Genomic DNA, 21,066 nt, shown 5'->3' on the forward strand with positions numbered 1-21,066 from the left:
AGGCGGCTACCCGGCGCGCACGTCCGGAGTGCGGAACGTACGGCGGTACTCGGCCGGCGCGACTCCGACCGCCGTACCGAAGTGGTGGCGCAGCAGCGCGGCCGACCCGAACCCGGCGCGCGAGGCGACCGTCTCGACGGCCAGGTCGGTGCTCTCCAGCAGCGTCCTGGCGTGGTGCAGGCGTTGGGCCAACAGCCACTTGCCCGGGGTGGTCCCGGTCTCGGCGGCGAAGCGACGGGCGAAGGTGCGCTCCGACATCGCAGCCCGCTTGGCGAGCAGGCGCACCGGCTGGTCCTCGGCGAGGTGCTCGCGCATCCAGGTCAGCAACGGCGTGAGGCTGTCGGCGCTGCAGTTGGGCACCGGCAGGTCGATGTACTGGCGCTGGCCGCCGTCGCGCTGGGGCGGCACCACCATCCGGCGGGCGATCAGGTTGGCGACCGAGGCGCCGAGCTCGCAGCGGACGTGGTGCAGGCAGGCATCGATGCCGGCGGCGGTGCCGGCACTGGTGATGACCCGGTCGTCCTCGACGAACAGCACGTCGGGGTCGATGCTCGCCTCGGGGAAGCGCCGCTTCAGCTCGTCGGTGTGCCGCCAGTGGGTGGTGCACGCGCGGCCGTCGAGCAGCCCGGCCTCGCCGAGCAGGAACGCGCCGGAGCACACCGAGAGCACCCAGGCGCCGCGCGCGTGTGCACGACGGAAGACGTCGAGCAAGGCCTCGGACGGCGGGGTGGCGTAGTCGTAGGCCGGTGCGATCACGAGGTCGGCGTCCTCGGCCGCCTCCAGCCCGAACGGCGCGGTGAGGGTGATCCCGTTGTCCAACGCGATCGGCTCGCCGGGACTCTCCGAGCAGGCCCGGAAGTCGATCGCGGGCACCCCGTCCTCGGTGCGGTCGACCCCGAAGACCTCCTGCACCACCCCGAGCTCGAAGAAACCGGGCCGCTGCGGCACCACGACGGCGACTGTGGAAAGAGCCATGTCCGACAGTATGGCAGTAAGTATGCGGAGAGTGTCAATGCTGCCACTGGTGGCAGGAAACACAGGGGAGCAAACTTACTGCCATGACCATCTTCGCAGCCCTCATCCTCGTCGCCATGATCGCCGGGATCGCAGCTCTCCTCGAGCGCAACAACCGGCACAACGCCGGCCAGCCCGGCCTGCCGTTCGGCTCGGAGCTCGACCGCGAGGCCGACCTGTGGCGCGTGCGCCACGACCTCGACGTCGCTCGTCCGGCCCACTGAGCGCCGGTCAGGGAGGTCATACGTTGCGGTCGCCATAACAGCCGATTCGTATGACGTCCGGGCTCAGTCGTCGTCGGGGTCGTCGAGGCGGGCCAGCCAGGTGGCGAACCGCTCGACCGGAGTCTCGAACTCCGGGTGCACGTCGGTGAACTCCTGGAGGCGCTCGGCCAGCCAGGCCAGGGTGACCTCCTCGTCACCGCGCCTGGTCTGGAGCTCCTCGATGCCGCGGTCGGTGAAGTACACCGATCTAGTAGCCCTCCTCGACCGAGCCGCGGACCGCTTCGAAGGCCTGGCTCATGATCCCCTTGAGCTCCTCCACGTGCCGGCTGTGCTGGCCGACCGACGGCGAGCTGGACGCGGGACGCGAGATCACCTGGACCGGGCGGTCGAGCTTGTCGAAGAGGTTCAGCCGCAGGTGCGGGGCCGGACCCATGTTGGCCGGCTCGTCCTGGACCCAACGGATGTCCTTGAGGTTCGGGAACCGCGCGATCTCGGCCTTCAGCTCCTCCTCGGGACGCGGGTAGAGCTGCTCGATCCGGGTGATGGCCGTGGTCGGTGAGTCCCCCTGCTGCTGGCCGCGCTGCACCATCAGGTCCCAGGTGATGCGGCCGCTGCACAGCACGAGCGTGTCGACCTTCTCGGGGTCGACGACGTCGTCGGTGATCAGCGGCCGGAAGGTGCCCTCGGTGAAGTCGACCGGCTTCGAGGCGGCCTCCTTGCGGCGCAGCATCGACTTCGGGGTGAACACGATCATCGGCCGGTGCTCGTCGCCGAGGGCGTGCCGGCGCAGCAGGTGGAAGTAGCTGGCCGGCGTCGACGGCTGGGCCACCACGAAGGCGTCGTCGGCCGCCATGGTGAGGAACCGCTCGATGCGGGCCGAGGAGTGGTCGGGACCCTGGCCCTCGTAGCCGTGCGGCAGGAGGAGTACGACGCCCGAGGACTGTCCCCACTTGGTCTCGCTGGCGGTGATGAACTCGTCGATCACGGTCTGGGCGCCGTTGACGAAGTCACCGAACTGCGCCTCCCACGCGACCAGCGCGTCGGGACGAGCCACCGAGTAGCCGTACTCGAACCCGAGGGCGGCGTACTCCGAGAGCAGGGAGTCGTAGACGTAGAACTGCGCCTGGTCCTCGGTCAGGTTGGCCAGCGGCGTCCACTCGTTGGCGTTGGTGCGGTCGATGACCGTGGCGAACCGGCTGGCGAAGGTGCCGCGGCGCGAGTCCTGACCCGCCAGTCGCACGGGCCGGCCGTCCATCAGCAGTGAACCGAGCGCGAGGATCTCACCGGCACCCCAGTCGATCGGGCCCTCGGTCATCGCCGCGGCGCGCTTCTGCAGCTGCGGGAGCACCTTGGGGTGCACGGTGAACCCGTCGGGCGCGCTCACGTAGGCGTCGGCGATCCGCTTGACCGTCTCCATCGGCACGGCCGTGGTGAAGTCCTCGTGGATCTTCTCCGGGTAGTCCGGCACCGTCGTCCACGACTCGGGGACGTTGGTCGCCTCGCGCACCTCGGTGAAGACCCGCTCCAGCTGCTGCTGGTAGTCCTTGAGGACCTGCTCGGCCTCTTCCAGCGTGATGTCGCCGCGACCGATCAACGACTCGGTGTAGAGCTTGCGCACCGAGCGCTTCTGCTCGATCAGGTCGTACATCAGCGGCTGGGTGTACGACGGGTCGTCGCCCTCGTTGTGGCCACGACGCCGGTAGCAGACCAGGTCGATGACGACGTCCTTGTTGAAGGCCTGGCGGTACTCGAAGGCGAGCCGCGCGACGCGGATGCAGGCCTCGGGGTCGTCGCCGTTGACGTGGAAGATCGGTGCCTGCACCATCCGCGCCACGTCGGTGCAGTAGAGCGACGAGCGAGAGGCGGCCGGCGAGGTGGTGAAGCCGACCTGGTTGTTGACGACCACGTGGATGGTGCCGCCGGTGCGGTAGCCACGCAGCTGGGAGAGGTTCAGGGTCTCCGCGACCACGCCCTGGCCGGCGAACGCAGCGTCGCCGTGCACGAGCAGCGGCATCACCGGGAAGGCCTCGCCCTGGTTGAGCACGTCCTGCTTGGCGCGGGCGATGCCCTCGAGCACCGGGTCGACCGCCTCGAGGTGCGAGGGGTTCGCCGCGACGGAGACCTTGATCTTGTCGCCGGAGTCGGCGATGAACTCGCCCTCGGCGCCGAGGTGGTACTTCACGTCGCCGGAGCCCTGCACCGTGCGGGGGTCGATGTTGCCCTCGAACTCACGGAAGATCTGGCTGTAGCTCTTGCCGACGATGTTGGCCAGCACGTTGAGCCGGCCGCGGTGGGCCATCCCGATGGTGACCTCGTCGAGCCCGTCCTCGGCGGCCGCCTCGCAGATCTCGTCGATCAGCGGGACCGTCGTCTCGCCGCCCTCGAGGCTGAACCGCTTCTGGCCGACGAACTTGGTCTGCAGGAAGGTCTCGAACGCCTCGGCCTGGTTGAGCTTGAGCAGGATGCGGAGCTGCTCCTCGCGGGGCGGCTTCTGGTGCGGCTGCTCGACGCGCTCCTGGATCCAGCGACGCTGCTCAGGGTCCTGGATGTGCATGTACTCGATGCCGACGGTGCGGCAGTAGGAGTCGCGCAGGATGCCGAGGATCGAGCGCATCTTCATGAACCGGCGCTCACCGCCGAAGGAGCCGGTGGCGAACTCGCGGTCGAGGTCCCACAGCGTCAGCCCGTGCGACTCCACCTCGAGGTCGGGGTGGCTGCGCTGGCGGTACTCCAGCGGGTCGGTGTCGGCCATCATGTGGCCGCGCACGCGGTAGGCGTGGATCAGTTCGAGGATGCGCGCCTGCTTGCTGATCTCGTCGTCGTGGTTGGTGGAGATGTCCGAGGACCAGCGGATCGGCTCGTAGGGGATCCGCAGCGCCCGGAAGATCTCGTCGTAGAAGTGGTCCTCGCCGAGCAGCAGGCCGTGCATCCGCTTGAGGAACTCACCGCTCTGCGCGCCCTGGATCACCCGGTGGTCGTAGGTCGAGGTCAGCGTCATGATCTTGCTGATCGCGTTGCGGGTGAGGGTCTCCTCGGAGGCGCCCTGGAACTCGGGCGGGTACTCCATCGAGCCGACCCCGATGATCGCGCCCTGCCCCTTCATCAGGCGCGGCACCGAGTGGTTGGTGCCGATCGTGCCCGGGTTGGTCAGGCTGATCGAGGTGCCCTGGAAGTCGGTGACAGCGAGCTTGCCGCTGCGGGCCTTGCGGATGAGCTCCTCGTAGGCGGTCCAGAAGTGTGCGAAGTCCATCGTCTCCGCGGCCTTGATGCTCGGCACCAGGAGCTGCCGGGTGCCGTCAGGCTTCGGCAGGTCGATGGCGAGGCCGAGGTTGACGTGCGCCGGGGTGATCTGGGTGGGCTTGCCGTCGATGACGTCGAACCCGACGTTCATCTCCGGCATCGACTTCAGGGCCTTGACCAGTGCGTAGCCGATCAGGTGGGTGAAGGAGACCTTCCCACCGCGTGCGCGGGCGAGGTGGTTGTTGATGACGATCCGGTTGTCCCACAGCAGCTTCACCGGCACCGACCGGACGCTGGTGGCGGTCGGGACGGTCAGGCTGGCGTCCATGTTGGCCACGGTGCGGGCCGGGGCACCCTTGAGCACGGTGTACGTCGGCTCGTCGGCCACCGCCTCGGCGTTCTCTCCGGCCTTGTCGCCGGCCTTGGCGCCGGCCTTGTCGCCGGCCTTGTCGCCGGCCTTGTCGCCGGCCTTGTCGCCGGCCTTGTCGCCGGCCTTGTCGCCGGCCTTCTCGTCGGCCTTCTTGGCGGTGGGCTTGGTGCTGGGCTTGGTGCTGGGCTTGGAGCCGGACGTGTCCTTGCTCGACGTGCTCGTCGTGCTCGTCGTGCTCTCCTTCTTCGCGGCGGGCTTCGCCTCGGGCTTCTTCTCGGTCGACTGCGCTGACTTCTGCTGCGGCTCCGAGGTGTTCTTCTCCGGGCGCCGCTTGGGTGCACCGGTGGACTCCTTGACCGAACCGTTGGAGGAGCCGTTGGAGGAGCCGTTGGAGGAGGAGGGCGTGGAAGAGGTCGTCGAGCCGGCGGAGGAGGACGCCCCCGAGGCAGCCCGCTGGTCCTTGCCGAAGAAGTCCCACCACACCTTGTCGACGCTGTGGGGGTCCTTCTGGTAGCGCTCGTACATCTCGTCAACGAGCCATTCGTTGGCCCCGAACCCGGACCTCGAGCTGTCTTCGCCTGACTCTGGCACGGCCAGTTTCGCCTCTTCCGACACGCGTGTGTATGAGTACGTCGTCAAGGCTAGTCCCCACGGTGGGAGAACCGCAGGGCAGGAGCCCGAATCGGGCGTGGTGTAGCGAGCATCACGTTCGGAGCGCCTCCGGCAGGATTCGAACCCGCGACACCTGGTACCGGAGTGCGGGAGAGCCTCTATCCCCCTGGACTCTGTTGCGTCGTTCGATTGGCGCCTCCGGCAGGATTCGAACCTGCGACACCTGGTACCGGCGATCGGCAGAGCCTCTATCCCTTAGGGCTCGGTCGTGGGCTGGTGGAGCGCCTCCGGCAGGATTCGAACCTGCGACACCTGGTACCGGAGATCGGCAGAGCCTCTATCCCTTAGGGCTCGGTCCCTTAGGGCTCGGTCGTGGGCTGGTGGAGCGCCTCCGGCAGGATTCGAACCTGCGACACCTGGTACCGGAAACCAGTGCTCTATCCCCTGAGCTACGGAGGCTTGCTGGCGCGCCGCGAAGACTACCGGCCGATATCCCCGCGAAGGAAACCGAGGAGCGCCGATACGCTGGGGCGGTGAATCCCGCCCAGCTCTCCGCCGCCGTCGTCGAGGCGCTCACCGCGCTCGTGGACGACGGTCGTCTCACCCTCACCGACGGCGTCCCGACCGAGGTGACGGTGGAGCGTCCGCGGCAGAAGGGACACGGGGACTACGCCACCAACGTGGCGCTCCAGCTGGGCAAGAAGGCGCTGGTCGACGGGGCTGCCACCAACCCGCGTGCGCTCGGGGAGCTGCTGGCCGAGCAGCTGCGCGCGGCCCAGGGCATCAGCGCCGTCGAGGTGGCCGGTCCCGGCTTCCTCAACGTGACCGTCGAGGCCGGCGCGCAGGGTGAGGTCGCCGCCGACGTGGTGGCCGCCGGCGCGGCGTACGGCCAGAACGAGACGCTCGCCGGCACCCGCATCAACGTGGAGTTCATCTCCGCCAACCCGACCGGGCCGCTGCACCTGGGCCACACCCGGTGGGCGGTGGTGGGTGACGCGATCGCCCGGGTGCTCGCTGCCGCGGGCGCGGAGGTGTCGCGGGAGTTCTACATCAACGACCGCGGCAACCAGATGAACCTGTTCGGGGCGTCGCTGGAGGCGGCGGCGCTGGGTCAGCCCGTCCCGGACGACGGCTACCACGGCGAGTACGTCCACGACCTGGCCCAACAGGTCGTCGCCGAGAACCCCGCGATCCTCGACCTGCCCCCCGACGAGCGCGTGGTCGCGTTCCGGGAGGCCGGTTACGCGCTGCAGCTGCGCGAGCAGCGGGAGCAGCTCGAGGCGTTCCGGACCCACTTCGACGTCTGGTTCTCCGAGCGGTCGCTGCACGAGAACAACGCGGTCGTGGAGAACATCGAGAACCTGCGAGGGCAGGGACACCTGTTCGACGAGGACGGCGCGCTCTGGATGCGCACCACCGACTTCGGCGACGACCGCGACCGGGTGCTGATCCGCACTGACGGCGAGCTGACCTACTTCGCCTCCGACACCGCCTACTACCTCGACAAGCGGGCTCGCGGGTTCGACATCTGCGTCTACCTGCTCGGCGCCGACCACCACGGCTACGTCCGGCGGCTGCAGGCGATGGCGGCATGCGCGGGCGACGACCCGTCGTACAACCTCGACGTGCTGATCGGCCAGCTGGTCAAGATCATGAAGGACGGCGAGGAGCTGCGACTCTCCAAGCGGGCCGGGACGATGGTCACGCTGCAGGAGCTGGTCGACCTGATCGGCGTCGACGCGCTGCGCTACTCGCTGGCCCGCTACCCGGCGGACTCGCCACTCGTGCTCGACGTCGCCGAGATCACCAAGGCCTCCAACGACAACCCCGTCTACTACGTGCAGTACGGCCATGCCCGCACCTGCCGGATGATGGAGAACGCCGCCGACCTCGGCATGTCGCTCCCCGACCTGACGTCTGGCTTCGACCCGTCGCTGCTGTCCCACGAGCGGGAGGGCGACCTGCTGCGGGCGCTGGCCGAGTTCCCCCGCGTGGTGGCCACCGCCGCCGAGCTGCGCCAGCCGCACCGGGTGGCGCGCTACCTCGAGGACACGACGGCGATCTTCAACCGGTGGTACGACACCCGCGAGTGCCGGATGCTGCCGAAGGGCGACGAGCCGGTGGCGCCGGTCAACGAGGCCCGGCTGGTGCTGACAGTCGCCGCGCGGACGGTGCTCGCCAACGGCCTCGCGCTGCTCGGCGTCTCGGCACCGGAGCGGATGTAAGACAGTGCGTGCTCACGAAGCGGGCTGGGCGCACGCCGCCGTCTCGGTCCGGGGGCCGGCGTGGTTGCGCGAGCCCGGCGACGTCAACGCGCTGGTGCCCGAGCTGTGGTCGCAGACCGCACGCAAGGTCGACGGGGTGCTCGAGGTGGGTGGCGTGCGGCTGACCGACCTGGTCGAGCAGCACGGGTCACCGGCGTACGTCCTCGACGAGGCCGACTTCCGGGCCCGGGCCCGGGCCTTCCGCGACGGGTTCGCAGGCTGCGACGTCTTCTACGCCGGCAAGGCGTTCCTGTGTACGACGGTCGCGAGGTGGATCGACGAGGAGGGACTCAACCTCGACGTCTGCTCCGGCGGTGAGCTCGCCGTCGCCGAGCGGGCCGGCTTCCCGATGAAGCGGGTCGGCTTCCACGGCAACAACAAGACCCTGGCCGAGCTGGAGCGGGCCGTCGAGCTCGGGGTCGGCCGGATCATCGTCGACTCCTTCCACGAGATCGACCGGCTGGCGCACGTCACCCGCGAGCTCGGTCGCACCGCCCGGGTGATGGTGCGCGTGACGGCAGGCGTCGAGGCGCACACCCACGAGTACATCGCCACCGCCCACGAGGACCAGAAGTTCGGGTTCTCGATCAGCAGCGGGGACGCCCTCGACGCCGTACGCCAGATCCGCGCCGCCGAAGGACTCGAGCTGCTCGGCCTGCACTCCCACATCGGCTCGCAGATCTTCGACTCCTCGGGCTTCGAGGTGGCGGCGCGTCGGGTGCTGGAGCTGCACGCCCAGATCTCCAGCGAGATCGGGGTGCAGCTGCCCGAGCTCGACCTCGGTGGTGGCTTCGGCATCGCCTACACCACCCAGGACGACCCGTCCGACGCGGCGCAGCTGGCCACCGAGATGACCAAGATCGTGCGTGACGAGTGCCGCGCCCGCGACCTCGAGGTGCCGCGGCTCTCCGTCGAGCCCGGTCGCGCGATCGCCGGCCCGGCCGTGTGCACGGTCTACGAGGTCGGCACCGTCAAGGCTGTCGAGCTCGACGGCGGAGCGGTGCGCACCTACGTGTCCGTAGACGGCGGGATGAGCGACAACATCCGCACCGCGCTGTACGACGCCGACTACTCCTGCACGCTCGCCAACCGGGTCTCGGACGCCCCTGCCCTGATGACCCGGCTGGTCGGCAAGCACTGCGAGGCCGGCGACATCGTGGTCAAGGACGAGTTCCTCCCCGGCGACGTGGCCCCGGGCGACCTGGTGGCCGTGCCCGGCACCGGTGCCTACTGCCGGTCGATGGCCAGCAACTACAACCACGCCCTCCGGCCGCCGGTCGTCGCGGTCAAGGACGGCGAGTCGCGGGTCGTCGTACGCCGGGAGACGCTGGACGACCTCCTGAGACTCGACGCCGCCCCCGAAGCGTGAATGGAACACTGATCTCGATGAATGAGAAGACAAGCGTGCGAGTCGCGCTGCTCGGCTGCGGTGTCGTGGGCTCCCAGGTCGCCCGGCTGCTGCACGAGCAGGCCAACGATCTCGCGGCCCGCGTCGGCGCGCCCGTGGAGCTGGTCGGTGTCGCCGTACGCCGTCTCGGCATCCCGCGCGACGTCGACCTGCCCGAGCACCTGTTCACCACCGACGCCGAGGAGCTGGTCTCCCGCGAGGACGTCGACGTCGTCGTCGAGGTGATCGGCGGGATCGAGCCGGCCCGCACACTCATCCTCTCCGCGCTGGAGCACGGCGCCAGCGTCGTGTCGGCCAACAAGGCACTGCTGGCCGAGGACGGCGGCACCCTGTTCGAGGCCGCCGAGAAGGCGGGTCGCGACCTCTACTACGAGGCAGCCGTGGCAGGCGCCATCCCGATCCTGCGACCGCTGCGGGAGTCGCTCGCCGGCGACCAGGTGACCCGGGTGCTCGGCATCGTCAACGGCACCACCAACTTCATCCTGGACCGGATGGACTCCTCCGGCGCGGGCTTCAACGAGGCGCTGGAGGAGGCCCAGGAGCTCGGCTACGCCGAAGCCGACCCGACGGCCGACGTCGAGGGCTTCGACGCTGCCGCCAAGGCCGCCATCCTGGCCAGCCTCGCCTTCCACACGCGGGTCACCGCCGCCGACGTCCACCGCGAGGGCATCGCCGAGGTGACTGCGAGCGACGTCGCCTCCGCCGCCGAGATGGGCTGCGTGGTCAAGCTGCTCGCCATCTGCGCCCTGGAGAACGGCCCCGACGGTCCGGCCGTGTCCGCCCGCGTGCACCCGGCGATGATCCCGAGGACGCACCCGCTGGCCAGCGTGCGCGAGGCCTACAACGCGGTCTTCGTGGAGAGCGAGGCCGCCGGGCAGCTGATGTTCTACGGTCCCGGCGCCGGTGGCTCCCCGACCGCGAGCGCCGTGCTGGGCGACCTCGTCACGGTCGCGCGCAACCGGCTCGAGGGCGTCCGCGGGGCGGGGGAGTCGTCGTACGCCGACCTGCCGGTGCTGCCGATGGGGCGCACCCAGACGCGCTACCACGTGCAGATCGACGTCGACGACAAGGCGGGCGTGCTCGCCACCGTCGCCCAGGTCTTCGCCGAGCACGACGTGTCCATCCAGACCGTGCGGCAGGAGGGACGCGGCGACGACGCGCAGCTCGTGGTGGTCTCGCACCGCGCCAGCGACGCCGACCTGGCCGCCACCGTCGCCCACCTGCAGGGTCTCGCCAACGTGCGCGAGGTCTCCTCGGTGATGCGCGTGGAGGGCGACCAGGAATGAGTGGGCCGTGGATGGGTGTGCTCGAGGAGTACGGCGACCGCCTCGACATCCCCGAGGGCACCCCCACCATCACCCTGCGTGAGGGCGGCACCCCGATGGTCGACTCGGCCTGGCTCTCGCACCTCACCGGCGCCGAGGTCTGGCTCAAGGTCGAGGGCGACAACCCGACCGGCTCCTTCAAGGACCGCGGCATGACCGTGGCCCTGTCCGTGGCCGTCGGCCAGGGTGCGGAGGCGGTGGTCTGCGCGTCCACCGGCAACACCTCGGCCTCGATGGCGGCCTACGCCGCCCGCGCCGGGGTCAAGCCGCTGGTACTGGTGCCGCAGGGCAAGATCTCGGCCGGCAAGCTGGCCCAGGCCATCGTGCACGGCGCCCAAGTGATCATGGTGCGCGGCAACTTCGACGACTGCCTGCGCATCTCGCGCGGACTGGCCGAGCACTACCCGGTCGCGCTGGTGAACTCGGTGAACCCGATGCGCCTCCAGGGCCAGAAGACCGCCTCGTTCGAGATCGTCGAGTTCCTCGGCGACGCCCCCGACGTGCACGTGCTGCCGACCGGCAACGCCGGCAACATCTCGGCGTACTGGCTCGGCTACCGCGAGGCCCACCAGGCCGGCGACTCCACCAAGCTCCCGGTCATGCGCGGCTGGCAGGCCGAGGGCGCGGCACCTCTCGTGGGTGGCGCTCCGGTGCCGGACCCCGAGACGGTGGCCTCCGCCATCCGCATCGGCAACCCGGCCTCGTGGGACCTCGCGATGGAGGCCGCCGACTCCTCCGGCGGCAAGTTCCGCGCCGTCAGCGACTCCGAGATCCTCGCCGCCCAGACCGAGCTCGCCAGCCGCGACGGCGTCTTCGTCGAGCCCGCCTCCGCCGCCGGCATCGCCGGGCTGCTGCTGGAGGCGCGCGAGGGAGTGCGGTACGCCGGACAGCAGGTCGTGGTCACCGTGACCGGACACGGGCTCAAGGACATCGACACCGCCCTCTCCAGCTTCACCGACCTCGTGGACACCGTCTGCGACCCCGACGTCGACGCGGCGGCGGCAGCGGCCGGGCTGGGCTGAGATGGCGTTCGTCGACGGACCGGTCACCGTCGAGGTCCCGGCCACGAGCGCCAACCTCGGGCCCGGCTACGACTGCCTCGGCCTCGCCCTCGAGCTGAGCGACACCCTGGTCGGTGAGGTGCTCGGCTCCGGCCTCGAGGTCACCGTCGAAGGGGAGGGAGCAGACGTCGTCCGCGACGAGTCCCACCTCGTCGTACGAGCCATGCGGGCAGCGTTCGAGCTGATGGGGGAGCAGCCGCCGGGTCTGCGGCTCACCTGTGCCAACCGGATCCCGCACAGCCGCGGCATGGGATCCTCCTCGGCCGCCATCGTCGGCGGGATCGTGCTCGCGCGTGCTCTCGTGGCCGACGGCGCCGCGATGCTCGATGACCAGGCGGCGCTGCTGCTGGCCAACCGGCTCGAGGGGCATCCCGACAACGTGGCGCCGGCCCTCCTGGGTGGGTTCGTCATCTGCGGACAGGCAGGTGAGGTGGTGTGGGCGCAGCAGGTTCCCGTCGACCCCTCCATCTCGGCGGTCGTCCTCGTCCCGCCGTACGGCGTGCGCACCGACCTGGCGCGCGGCCTGCTCCCCGAGACGGTGCCCCACGCGGAGGCCGCCGCCAACGCCGGACGTGCCGCGCTGCTGGTGGCGGCGCTGGGTGGCGAGACCACGATGTTGCTCCGCGCGACCGAGGACTTCCTGCACCAACGACAGCGTGAGCCGGCCATGCCGGAGTCGATCGCCCTGCTCGCCGACCTGCGATCGCAGGGGGTTCCGGCGGTCGTCTCGGGGGCCGGCCCGACCGTGCTCGCCCTCATCGCCGCGGGCGTGACACCGGACGCCGACGAGGTCGACAGCCTGGCTCCGAACGGCTGGCAGACATCCACGCAGTCTGTCGGTGGGCCCGGAGCCCGCGTGCTAATCTGAGCGGAGCGTCACGCCCGGCCTCTCGGTTGAGCATCTTCCGGAGCCGACGACATTCGACGCAAAGCCGACCACCTCCCGCAGGGGAATCCCGACATGCCCATGTCCGGGTTCCTCCCTGAGGATCGGTTACCACCCATGCAGCTGGCGGCGTCGCCGTACAGCCACCAAAAGGGGGAAGGAACCCCGCATGACCGAAACCACCGACACTGCTCCCGCCTCCGGCGCATCCGCGCCCGGCGGTCGCAAGGGTGGCCTGAACGCCATGTTGCTCCCCGAGCTCAAGCAGCTCGCCGGCGGGCTCGGCATCAAGGCCACCGGGATGCGCAAGGGTGACCTCATCGAGGCCATCAAGTCGGCCCAGGGCGGAGCCCAGAGCGGCGCCCCGAGCGGCCGCAGCGGTGGCGGCAACGCCACCGACCGCTCCGAGAAGACGGAGAAGAAGGACCAGGACGGCGCCCGGGCCCGCAACGCCCGCGCGGCCCAGGAGGCGCCGGAGCAGCAGCGACCCGAGCAGAACGGGCGCGAGGAGAGCCGCGGCGAGCAGGCCCGCGACCGGGACCAGCAGCGCGACCAGAACCGCGACGACAACCGGGGCGAGGACACCCGCAACCGCAACGACGACCGCCAGAACCAGGGCGGCAACCAGGGCGGCAACCGCAACGCGAACCAGAACCAGGACCGCGACCGCAATCAGGACCGCAACCAGGACCGCAACCAGGACCGCAACCAGGACCGGCAGAACCAGGGCGCGAACCGCACCGACGAGGAGGGCGGCAGCCGGCGCAACCGCCGCCGCCGCGGCCGTGACCGGGGCAACCAGGGCGGCACCCAGGGCGGCGCACCGAGCAGTGGGCCGCGCAACCGCAACGAGCCCGACCTGCAGATCCTCGAGGACGACGTCCTCGCTCCCTGCGCGGGCATCCTCGACCTGATGGACAACTACGCGTTCGTCCGTACCAGTGGCTACCTGCCCGGTGTCGACGACGTCTACGTCTCGATGTCGATGGTGCGCAAGTACGGCCTGCGCCGTGGCGACGCCGTCACCGGCCAGGTCCGGCAACCTCGTGAGGGCGAGCGCAAGGAGAAGTACAACCCGCTCGTGAAGCTCGACACCGTCAACGGTGCCGACCCCGAGTCCTCCAAGACCCGGGTGGAGTTCAACAAGCTGACGCCGCTCTACCCCTCCGAGCGCCTGCGCCTGGAGACCACGTCGACCAACCTGATCGGGCGGGTCATCGACATCGCCGCCCCGATCGGCAAGGGCCAGCGTGGCCTGATCGTGTCGCCGTCCAAGGCCGGCAAGACGATGATCATGCAGTCGATCGCCAACTCGATCACCACCAACAACCCCGAGTGCCACCTGATGGTCGTCCTCGTCGACGAACGTCCGGAGGAGGTCACCGACTTCGAGCGCTCGGTGAAGGGCGAGGTGGTCAGCTCGACCTTCGACCGCCCGGCGGCCGACCACACCATCGTCGCGGAGCTGGCCATCGAGCGGGCCAAGCGGCTCGTGGAGCTCGGGCACGACGTGGTCGTCCTGCTCGACGGCATCACCCGCCTGGGCCGCGCCTACAACCTCGCCGCACCGGCGAGCGGCCGGATCCTGTCCGGTGGTGTCGACTCGGCGGCCCTCTACCCGCCCAAGAAGTTCTTCGGAGCCGCCCGCAACATCGAGGACGGCGGGTCGCTGACGATCCTCGCCACCGCGCTGATCGAGAGCGGCTCGAAGATGGACGAGGTGATCTTCGAGGAGTTCAAGGGCACCGGCAACATGGAGATCCGACTCCGGCGCGATTTCGCGGACAAGCGGATCTTCCCGGCCATCGACGCCGTACAGTCCGGAACCCGTCGTGAAGAACTGCTCATGAGCAAGGAGGAGCTGTCCATCATCTGGAAGCTTCGCCGCGTGCTCTCCGGGCTCGACGGACAGCAGGCGCTCGAGCTGTTGCTGGAACGGTTGAAGAAGTCCCAGAACAACCTCGAGTTCCTCATGCAGGTGCAGAAGACCACCCCCACCGCCGGTGGGAAGGACGACTGATGTGCAGGGACCTGCGCATCTAGGTCCGATATGCCCGCGCCCGCCCATGGGTGTGGATATGCTCATCTGGGACTTACGAACATTTTCGAGGGGAAACACATGGCTCGCATCGTGATTGCGGATGACGACGCAGACATCCGCGAGCTCGTCGTGTTCAAGCTGCGTCACGGCGGGCACGACGTCGTACCGGTGGGGGACGGTGCTGCAGCCGTGGAGGCCTGCACCGCCGAGAAGCCCGACCTGGTGATTCTCGACGTGATGATGCCCGGCATGAGCGGCCTGGACGCTGCCCGCGCCCTGCGCGCCGACTCCAACATGGACGGTCTGCCGATCATCATGCTGACCGCCCGCGCCCAGGAGTCGGACATCGAGCAGGGCTTCGAGGCCGGCGCCGACGACTACATCGTCAAGCCGTTCAGCCCCCGCGAGCTCGCCTCGCGCGTCTCCGCCGTACTCGCCCGCAGCCGCTGAGGGTCCCGGACCGGGCCCTTTTGCCCGATCTGACGGCCGTGCGCGCCGCGGCGTCGTACGAGGAACAGACCGGCACCTGCGAGCGTTGAGCAGGCGTCAAGGTCGATTCGCCCCCATGCGGTAGGCGATGGCACACTTGGACGCTGGCTCCGGTTCACGTACCCACACGGGTGCGACCCGGCGGCTGTAACCCGAGAGGAAACCATGAAGAAGGACATCCACCCCGAGTACGTGACCACCGAGGTGACCTGCACCTGCGGCAACACGTTCACGACTCGCAGCACCGCCACGAGTGGCACCATCCACTCCGAGGTCTGCTCCAACTGCCACCCCTTCTACACCGGCAAGCAGAAGATCCTCGACACCGGTGGCCGCGTGGCCCGGTTCGAGGCCCGCTACGCCAAGAAGAAGGCCGAGAAGTAGCTCCAGGGGCTTCCAGGTTTCCCCGGACGTCCGGGGAAACCTGGGGCTGGCGGGCCAAACATTGCCTGCCAGCCCACAGTTTCCCCGGACGCCCGGGGAAACCGACACCCACCCCAGGAGCCTCCCGTGTTCGAAGTCGTCTCCCAGCTCCTCGAGGAGCACGCGGAGCTCGAGACTCAGCTGGCGGAGCCGTCGGTGCACTCCGACCAGTCACTGGCCCGTCGCCTCAACCAGCGGTACGCCGAGCTGAACTCGATCCTGCGCGCCCACGCCGAGTGGACCCGGCTGGGGGACGACCTCGAGGCGGCTCGTGAGCTGGCCGGTGAGGACGCGACGTTCGCGACCGAGGCCGAGCAGCTCGAGAAGGCTCGCGGCGTCGCCGAGGAGCGGTTGCGCCACCTGCTGGTGCCGCGCCCGGCCACCGACAGCAAGGACGTGCTGCTCGAGGTCAAGTCCGGCGAGGGCGGCGAGGAGTCGGCGCTGTTCGCGGGCGACCTGCTCCGCATGTACACGAGGTACGCCGAACGCCGGGGCTGGTCCACCGAGATCCTGGACGCCACCGAGTCCGACCTGGGTGGCTACAAGTCGGTGACCCTCGCCGTGAAGGCGAAGGGGACTCCCGAGCCGGGCGAGGCGCCGTTCGCGCTGCTCAAGTTCGAGGGCGGCGTCCACCGCGTCCAGCGGGTGCCGGTCACCGAGAGCCAGGGCCGCGTGCACACCAGCGCCGCCGGCGTGCTCGTGCTGCCGGAGGCCGAGCCGGTCGACGTGCAGATCAACGACAACGACCTGCGCATCGACGTCTTCCGCTCCAGCGGCCCCGGAGGTCAGAGCGTGAACACCACCGACTCCGCGGTCCGGATCACCCACCTGCCCAGCGGCATCGTGGTCAGCTGCCAGAACGAGAAGTCCCAGCTGCAGAACCGCGAGCAGGCACTGCGCATCCTGCGGGCCAGGCTGCTCGCCCTGGCCGAGGAGGAAGCGAGCGCCGAGGCCAGTGACGCGCGCCGTTCGCAGGTGCGCACCGTCGACCGTTCCGAGCGCATCCGCACCTACAACTATCCCGAGAACCGCATCTCCGACCACCGCACCGGCTACAAGTCCTACGACCTCGACCGCGTGCTCGACGGCGACCTCGAGGCCGTGATCGCGTCCTGCGTCGACGCCGACATGGCGACGCGGATGGAGTCGATCGGCCAGTGACCGCTGCGCGTCCCTTGCTCAGGTCGGCCGAGCAACGGCTGGCCGACGCGGGTGTCGCCAGCCCGGCGTACGACGCGAGCGCGCTCCTGGCGTACGCCGTCGGCACCTCCCGAGGCAGTCTCAGCCTCCTCCGCGACGTGAGCGACGAGCAGCTCGCCAGCTTCGAGGCGCTGCTCGACCGGAGGGTCGCGCGCGAGCCGTTGCAGCACCTGACCGGCTCGACCGGCTTCCGCCACGTGGAGCTGTACGTCGGACCGGGGGTCTTCGTGCCCCGACCCGAGACCGAGCTGGTCGCCGGGTGGGCGATCGACCGGGCGCGGGAGTGCGACGAGCCGGTCGTCGTCGACCTGTGCACCGGTTCCGGCGCGATCGCTGCCACCCTCGCCTCCGAGGTCCCGGGAGCGCGGGTGCACGCCGTCGAGCTGGACCCGACCGCCTTCGAGTGGGCCGAGCGCAACCTGGTCGGCACCGGCGTCGACCTCCGGCTCGGTGACATGGCCGATGCCTTTCCCGAGCTCGACGGCACCGTCGACGTGGTGGTCTGCAACCCGCCGTACATCCCGCTCGAGGCCTTCGAGAGCGTCGCGCCGGAGGCCCGTGACCACGACCCGGCGCTCGCGCTGTGGTCGGGGGAGGACGGCCTCGATGCGATGCGCGTGCTCGAGGCGACCGCGGCCCGGTTGCTCCGGCCGGGAGGCTGGGTGGGCGCGGAGCACGCCGACGTGCAGGGCGAGTCGGCGACCCAGGTGTTCCTCGACTCCGGCCGATGGGTCGACGTACGCGACCACCAGGACCTGGCAGGTCGGGCGCGCTACGTCGTCGCTCGACTGGCACGATGACCCGGTGAGGAGGACGCCGTGAGCACCCAGTACGACCTGGCCGACCCGCAGGCCCGCGAGGCCGGGCTGGCCGCCGCCGTCACCGCCGTACGACGCGGACAGCTGGTCGTACTGCCGACCGACACCGTCTACGGCGTCGGTGTGGACGCCTTCGACTCCGACGGTGTGCAGCGGCTCCTCGACGCCAAGGGCCGGGGACGCGACATGCCCCCGCCGGTGCTGATCTCCTCCGACACCACGCTGGAGGCGCTCGCCACCGAGCTCCCGGGATGGGCGAGCGGGTTGGTCGCGGAGTACTGGCCCGGCCCGCTGACCATCGTGTGCCGCCAGCAGCCCTCGCTGCGGTGGGACCTCGGTGAGACGCGCGGGACCGTCGCCATCCGGATGCCCGACCACGAAGGTGCCCTCGAGCTGCTGGGACGCACTGGTCCGCTGGCGGTCTCCTCGGCCAACAACACCGGCCACCCGGCCGCCACCACCGCCGAGGAGGCGGAGGAGATGCTCGGGTGGGGCGTCGAGGTGATCCTCGACGGTGGGCCCAGCAGCGGGTCGGTGGCGTCGACCATCGTCGACTGCACCGGCACCCGGCCGCGCGTGCTGCGCGAGGGCGCGATCAGCGTGGCCGAGCTGAGCAAGGTGCTGGAGGGACTCGGGACCGAGCTGGAGACCGAGCCCGACCCCGGCGACGACAGTGCGTGAGTACCTCCTCGTCTTCCTGGTGGCCGGCGTCGCCAGCTACCTGCTCTGTGTCTTCGCCCGCGAGCTGGCCATCCGCTCCGGTGCCGTCGCGCGGGTGCGCGACCGCGACGTGCACGCCACGCCGATCCCGTACTTCGGCGGGGTCGCGATGCTCGGCGGGCTCGGGGCCGGGCTCCTGGTGGCGCGCCACCTCCCGTTCCTGGGGACCTCGCAGCCGACGGTGTTCCACGATGCCGGGATCGTGCTGCTCGGCGGCGCCATGATCTGTGCCGTCGGCGTCGTCGACGACCTCATCGAGCTCGACGCGCTGACCAAGCTCGGCGGCCAGATCGTGGCCGCCGGGTTCCTGGTGCTCAACGGGGTCCAGCTCTGGTCGCTGAACCTGCCCGGCGTCGGTCAGTTCTCGCTCGACCCGACGCAGGCGATGCTGCTCTCGATCCTGCTGGTGGTCGGCACGATGAACGCCGTCAACTTCGTCGACGGTCTCGACGGGCTCGCTGCCGGCGTGGTGTTGATCGGCGCCGTGGCCTTCTTCGTGTTCAGCTACCAGCTGGCCGACGCCAACGGCTACACCCTCGCGATCACCGCCGCGATGCTGTGCGCCGCGATGGGCGGGGCCTGTGCCGGCTTCCTGCCGCACAACTTCTTCCCGGCCCGCATCTTCATGGGCGACTCGGGGTCGATGCTGCTGGGACTGGTGCTCTCGGGGTCGGCCCTGACGCTGACCGGCCAGTTCGCCAGCATCACGGTCAGCGACGGGGGAGGGTTCGCGCAGCTGCTGCCGATCCTGCTGCCGATCTCGATCCTGGTGGTGCCGCTGGCCGACCTGGTGCTGGCCGTCGTACGACGCACCCGGCGTGGCCAGGCCTTCTACCAACCCGACAAGGAGCACCTGCACCACCGGCTGCTCGAGTTCGGCCACAGCCAGCGACGGGCCGTGATCGTGATGTGGCTCTGGGCCGGCCTGATCGCCTTCGGCGGCGTGCTGATCAGCCTCTACTCGGGTCCGCTGATCTGGGCTCTGCTCGCCCTGGGGGCGATCGTCACCGTCGCGCTGACCTTCCTGGTGCCCCGCGTCCAGCGCCCGGGAGAAGCCCGGATCGAGGAGCACCTCGTCCGCTGAGCGGGACTCGATTGGAAGCCTGCCAGGACTTTGTGCTAATTTTCACAAGACCGCCGCACGACGACGATCCGACGAGGCCGCCAATGATGACGACCCCCAGCTCCAGCACCCGGTGTCCGGGTGCGATCGTGCGGCCGATCGAGGAGCCGGAGGCTCCCGCGCGCTGTGATAGTTTCGCGCGGTCGGGGTCGGGTACTGACGTGGCCAGCCACCGTCTGTCCAGCAGGTTCGCCAGGCGGAAGCCCCGCACGCGGAGTCTTCAAGAAAGCGATCCGGCCGAATGGACGATGAGCGCACCGAGAACACCTTGCGGGGACGTGATCTCGCTGGCCTCGGGGGGCTCCTGGTCGCAGCGGTCGTGGGGGGCATGGTCCTCGGCCTGGTGTTCGACAACAGCGCCGGTACCTCACCGGCCGGCGTCTTGGTCGGCATCGCCGTCGGTGTCGTGGTCGGATGCGTCGCCTTCTGGCTCCGCGTCCGTTCTGCATTGCGAGACTGAGGTGCTCCCGTGACCCACCAGCCCGTGACCCCGATCCACGACCCCGAGGCCAACGACCCCCAGGCCACGGACACCTCCCCGCTCGCCCCGGGTGAGAAGGCCACCTTCGGCCGGGTGCTGCGCGACCAGCGCAAGGTGCTCCTGGTAGCGGTCGTGCTCATCGTCGCCGCCTACTGGATCCTCATCCAGCTCGGCGAGTGGACGCTCGCCGGCTGCATCGCCGGGGGCATCGCGCTGGGCGTGGTGAACCACCTCGTCACCGAGTACTGGCTGCTCAAGCTGCTGGTCTCGGGGGAGCAGCCGACCCGCAAAAAGCTGATCGCATCCACGATCACCCGACTGGCAGTCCTCTCCGTTGTGGCCGTAGGCTGCGCCGTGGCCTTCTGGCCCGATGGCATCGGTCTCCTCCTCGGACTGGCCGTGTTCCGTTTGATCGCCCTCGTGATGACCACGATCCCGTTGCTCAAGGAGTTGAAGTCACAGTGACGTCCGCCGTGATCGCACCGCTCGCGATCGAGATCCACCCGGGCGAGCACCCTGAGGGGCACTTTCTCGGGATGACCTTCAACCTCGACACCATCTGGGTGACGGTCGTCGCCGGAGCCATCGTCGTAGCGCTCGGTTTCTGGGCCAGGGCCAAGCTCACCGAGGAGACCCCCGACCACGTCCCGACCAAGATCCAGCTCGTCTGGGAGACGATCATCGACCAGGTCACCACGCAGGTGACGGCCAACCTCGGCAAGGTGAACCCGTTCGTCATACCCCTGGCGACCGCGCTGTTCTTCTTCATCCTGATCGCCAACTGGCTCGAGGTCATCCCCACCGAGCTCAACTCCGACACCCACCTGCTCCCGTCGCCGACGGCGGACACCAACCTCACCTACGCGATGGCGGCGCTGGTGATCGTCGGGGTCTGGACCTTCGGCGTCCGGCAGAAGGGCCTGAAGGGCTACCTCAAGCACTTCCTGGAGCCCTACCCCTACCTGCTGCCGCTGAACATCCTCGAGGAGCTGGTCAAGCCGATCACGCTCGCGCTGCGACTCTTCGGCAACATCTTCGCCGGTGGCATCATGCTCGGCCTCATCGCCGGGCTGGTCAGCCTGGCACCGAGCAACATCCCCGTCGGCCCCGCTCTCGCGATCATCCTCAACGTGATCTGGAAGCTGTTCGACACGATGTTCCTCGGCGGGCTGCAGGCCTTCATCTTCGCGCTGCTGACCGTCCTGTACTTCGGGATGGCCGGCGGCGACCACGGGGACCACGACGAGCAGGACGAGCACGTGCAGCACGACCAGGCCGAGCAGAAGTCGGCCGAACCCGAACCAGCGCACTGAGCTCCACGGCACAGGCGCAGCAGAGGTAACCAGAGCGCCGGGGAACCGGCGCCC

General features: G+C 69.7%; 19 protein-coding genes and 1 tRNA gene. 16 read left to right on the forward strand and 4 right to left on the reverse strand.

Going from position 1 to position 21,066, the window contains the following annotated elements; all coding sequences use genetic code 11:
• Nucleotides 1–6: 6 nt before the first annotated feature.
• Nucleotides 7–975 carry a helix-turn-helix domain-containing protein gene (locus H976_RS0121375; protein WP_036227639.1) on the reverse strand — a complete coding sequence of 323 codons (969 nt, stop codon included), beginning with the start codon at nt 973–975 and terminating at the stop codon, nt 7–9.
• Between the two features lie 83 nt (nt 976–1,058).
• Between H976_RS0121375 and H976_RS0121380 the strand changes: the two genes are divergently transcribed.
• The gene (locus H976_RS0121380; RefSeq protein ID WP_027863190.1) at nt 1,059–1,238 is read left to right on the forward strand and encodes a hypothetical protein; all 180 of its coding nucleotides are present in this window, start codon (nt 1,059–1,061) and stop codon (nt 1,236–1,238) included.
• Nucleotides 1,239–1,301: 63 nt separating this feature from the next.
• Here H976_RS0121380 and H976_RS0121385 read toward each other — a convergent pair whose 3' ends face one another.
• The 3 genes from H976_RS0121385 to H976_RS0121395 form a co-directional block, all read right to left on the reverse strand.
• On the reverse strand, nt 1,302–1,481 hold the full coding sequence (locus H976_RS0121385; RefSeq protein WP_027863191.1) for a DUF6104 family protein: 180 nt from the start codon (nt 1,479–1,481) through the stop codon (nt 1,302–1,304).
• Nucleotides 1,482–1,485: 4 nt separating this feature from the next.
• On the reverse strand, nt 1,486–5,439 hold the full coding sequence (locus tag H976_RS27845; RefSeq protein WP_051277426.1) for a multifunctional oxoglutarate decarboxylase/oxoglutarate dehydrogenase thiamine pyrophosphate-binding subunit/dihydrolipoyllysine-residue succinyltransferase subunit: 3,954 nt from the start codon (nt 5,437–5,439) through the stop codon (nt 1,486–1,488).
• Between the two features lie 407 nt (nt 5,440–5,846).
• Nucleotides 5,847–5,919: transfer RNA gene (locus H976_RS0121395), tRNA-Arg, on the reverse strand.
• 74 nt (nt 5,920–5,993) lie between these two features.
• Between H976_RS0121395 and argS the strand changes: the two genes are divergently transcribed.
• From argS to atpB, 15 genes are all read left to right on the forward strand, one after another.
• Entirely contained in the window at nt 5,994–7,685 is a 1,692-nt protein-coding gene (argS, locus tag H976_RS0121400; RefSeq protein ID WP_027863192.1) for an arginine--tRNA ligase, read from the forward strand.
• 4 nt (nt 7,686–7,689) lie between these two features.
• A complete protein-coding gene (gene lysA / locus H976_RS0121405) occupies nt 7,690–9,093 on the forward strand; it encodes a diaminopimelate decarboxylase (RefSeq protein ID WP_027863193.1) in 1,404 nt (467 codons plus the stop codon).
• A 17-nt stretch (nt 9,094–9,110) separates the two neighbouring features.
• A complete protein-coding gene (locus H976_RS0121410; RefSeq protein ID WP_027863194.1) occupies nt 9,111–10,418 on the forward strand; it encodes a homoserine dehydrogenase in 1,308 nt (435 codons plus the stop codon).
• The gene (gene thrC / locus H976_RS0121415) at nt 10,415–11,479 is read left to right on the forward strand and encodes a threonine synthase (RefSeq protein ID WP_027863195.1); all 1,065 of its coding nucleotides are present in this window, start codon (nt 10,415–10,417) and stop codon (nt 11,477–11,479) included. The genes H976_RS0121410 and thrC overlap by 4 nt, the downstream gene beginning before the upstream one ends.
• A 1-nt stretch (nt 11,480) precedes the next feature.
• Nucleotides 11,481–12,386: a homoserine kinase gene (thrB, locus tag H976_RS0121420; protein WP_027863196.1), complete on the forward strand. Its 906-nt coding sequence runs from the start codon at nt 11,481–11,483 to the stop codon at nt 12,384–12,386.
• A 187-nt stretch (nt 12,387–12,573) separates the two neighbouring features.
• On the forward strand, nt 12,574–14,424 hold the full coding sequence (rho, locus tag H976_RS0121425; protein WP_027863197.1) for a transcription termination factor Rho: 1,851 nt from the start codon (nt 12,574–12,576) through the stop codon (nt 14,422–14,424).
• Nucleotides 14,425–14,523: 99 nt separating this feature from the next.
• Nucleotides 14,524–14,895: a response regulator transcription factor gene (locus tag H976_RS0121430; RefSeq protein ID WP_027863198.1), complete on the forward strand. Its 372-nt coding sequence runs from the start codon at nt 14,524–14,526 to the stop codon at nt 14,893–14,895.
• Between the two features lie 204 nt (nt 14,896–15,099).
• Nucleotides 15,100–15,318: a 50S ribosomal protein L31 gene (rpmE, locus tag H976_RS0121435; protein ID WP_027863199.1), complete on the forward strand. Its 219-nt coding sequence runs from the start codon at nt 15,100–15,102 to the stop codon at nt 15,316–15,318.
• Nucleotides 15,319–15,444: 126 nt separating this feature from the next.
• The gene (gene prfA, locus H976_RS0121440; protein ID WP_027863200.1) at nt 15,445–16,518 is read left to right on the forward strand and encodes a peptide chain release factor 1; all 1,074 of its coding nucleotides are present in this window, start codon (nt 15,445–15,447) and stop codon (nt 16,516–16,518) included.
• The gene (gene prmC / locus H976_RS0121445; RefSeq protein ID WP_027863201.1) at nt 16,515–17,357 is read left to right on the forward strand and encodes a peptide chain release factor N(5)-glutamine methyltransferase; all 843 of its coding nucleotides are present in this window, start codon (nt 16,515–16,517) and stop codon (nt 17,355–17,357) included. Before prfA ends, prmC begins: the two co-directional genes overlap by 4 nt.
• Nucleotides 17,358–17,375: 18 nt before the next feature.
• Nucleotides 17,376–18,056, forward strand: coding sequence for an L-threonylcarbamoyladenylate synthase (locus H976_RS0121450; RefSeq protein WP_027863202.1), 681 nt, complete (start codon nt 17,376–17,378; stop codon nt 18,054–18,056).
• The gene (locus H976_RS27850) at nt 18,049–19,179 is read left to right on the forward strand and encodes an MraY family glycosyltransferase (protein WP_036227641.1); all 1,131 of its coding nucleotides are present in this window, start codon (nt 18,049–18,051) and stop codon (nt 19,177–19,179) included. The genes H976_RS0121450 and H976_RS27850 overlap by 8 nt, the downstream gene beginning before the upstream one ends.
• Before the next feature lie 280 nt (nt 19,180–19,459).
• The gene (locus tag H976_RS27855; RefSeq protein ID WP_036227642.1) at nt 19,460–19,678 is read left to right on the forward strand and encodes an AtpZ/AtpI family protein; all 219 of its coding nucleotides are present in this window, start codon (nt 19,460–19,462) and stop codon (nt 19,676–19,678) included.
• A 9-nt stretch (nt 19,679–19,687) separates the two neighbouring features.
• Nucleotides 19,688–20,164, forward strand: a complete 477-nt coding sequence (locus tag H976_RS0121465; protein ID WP_027863203.1) for a hypothetical protein — start codon at nt 19,688–19,690, stop codon at nt 20,162–20,164.
• A complete protein-coding gene (gene atpB / locus H976_RS27860) occupies nt 20,161–21,012 on the forward strand; it encodes a F0F1 ATP synthase subunit A (protein WP_051277276.1) in 852 nt (283 codons plus the stop codon). The genes H976_RS0121465 and atpB overlap by 4 nt, the downstream gene beginning before the upstream one ends.
• Nucleotides 21,013–21,066: the final 54 nt, after the last annotated feature.

This window comes from Marmoricola sp. URHB0036 (assembly GCF_000426045.1).
Lineage (GTDB): Bacteria > Actinomycetota > Actinomycetes > Propionibacteriales > Nocardioidaceae > Marmoricola.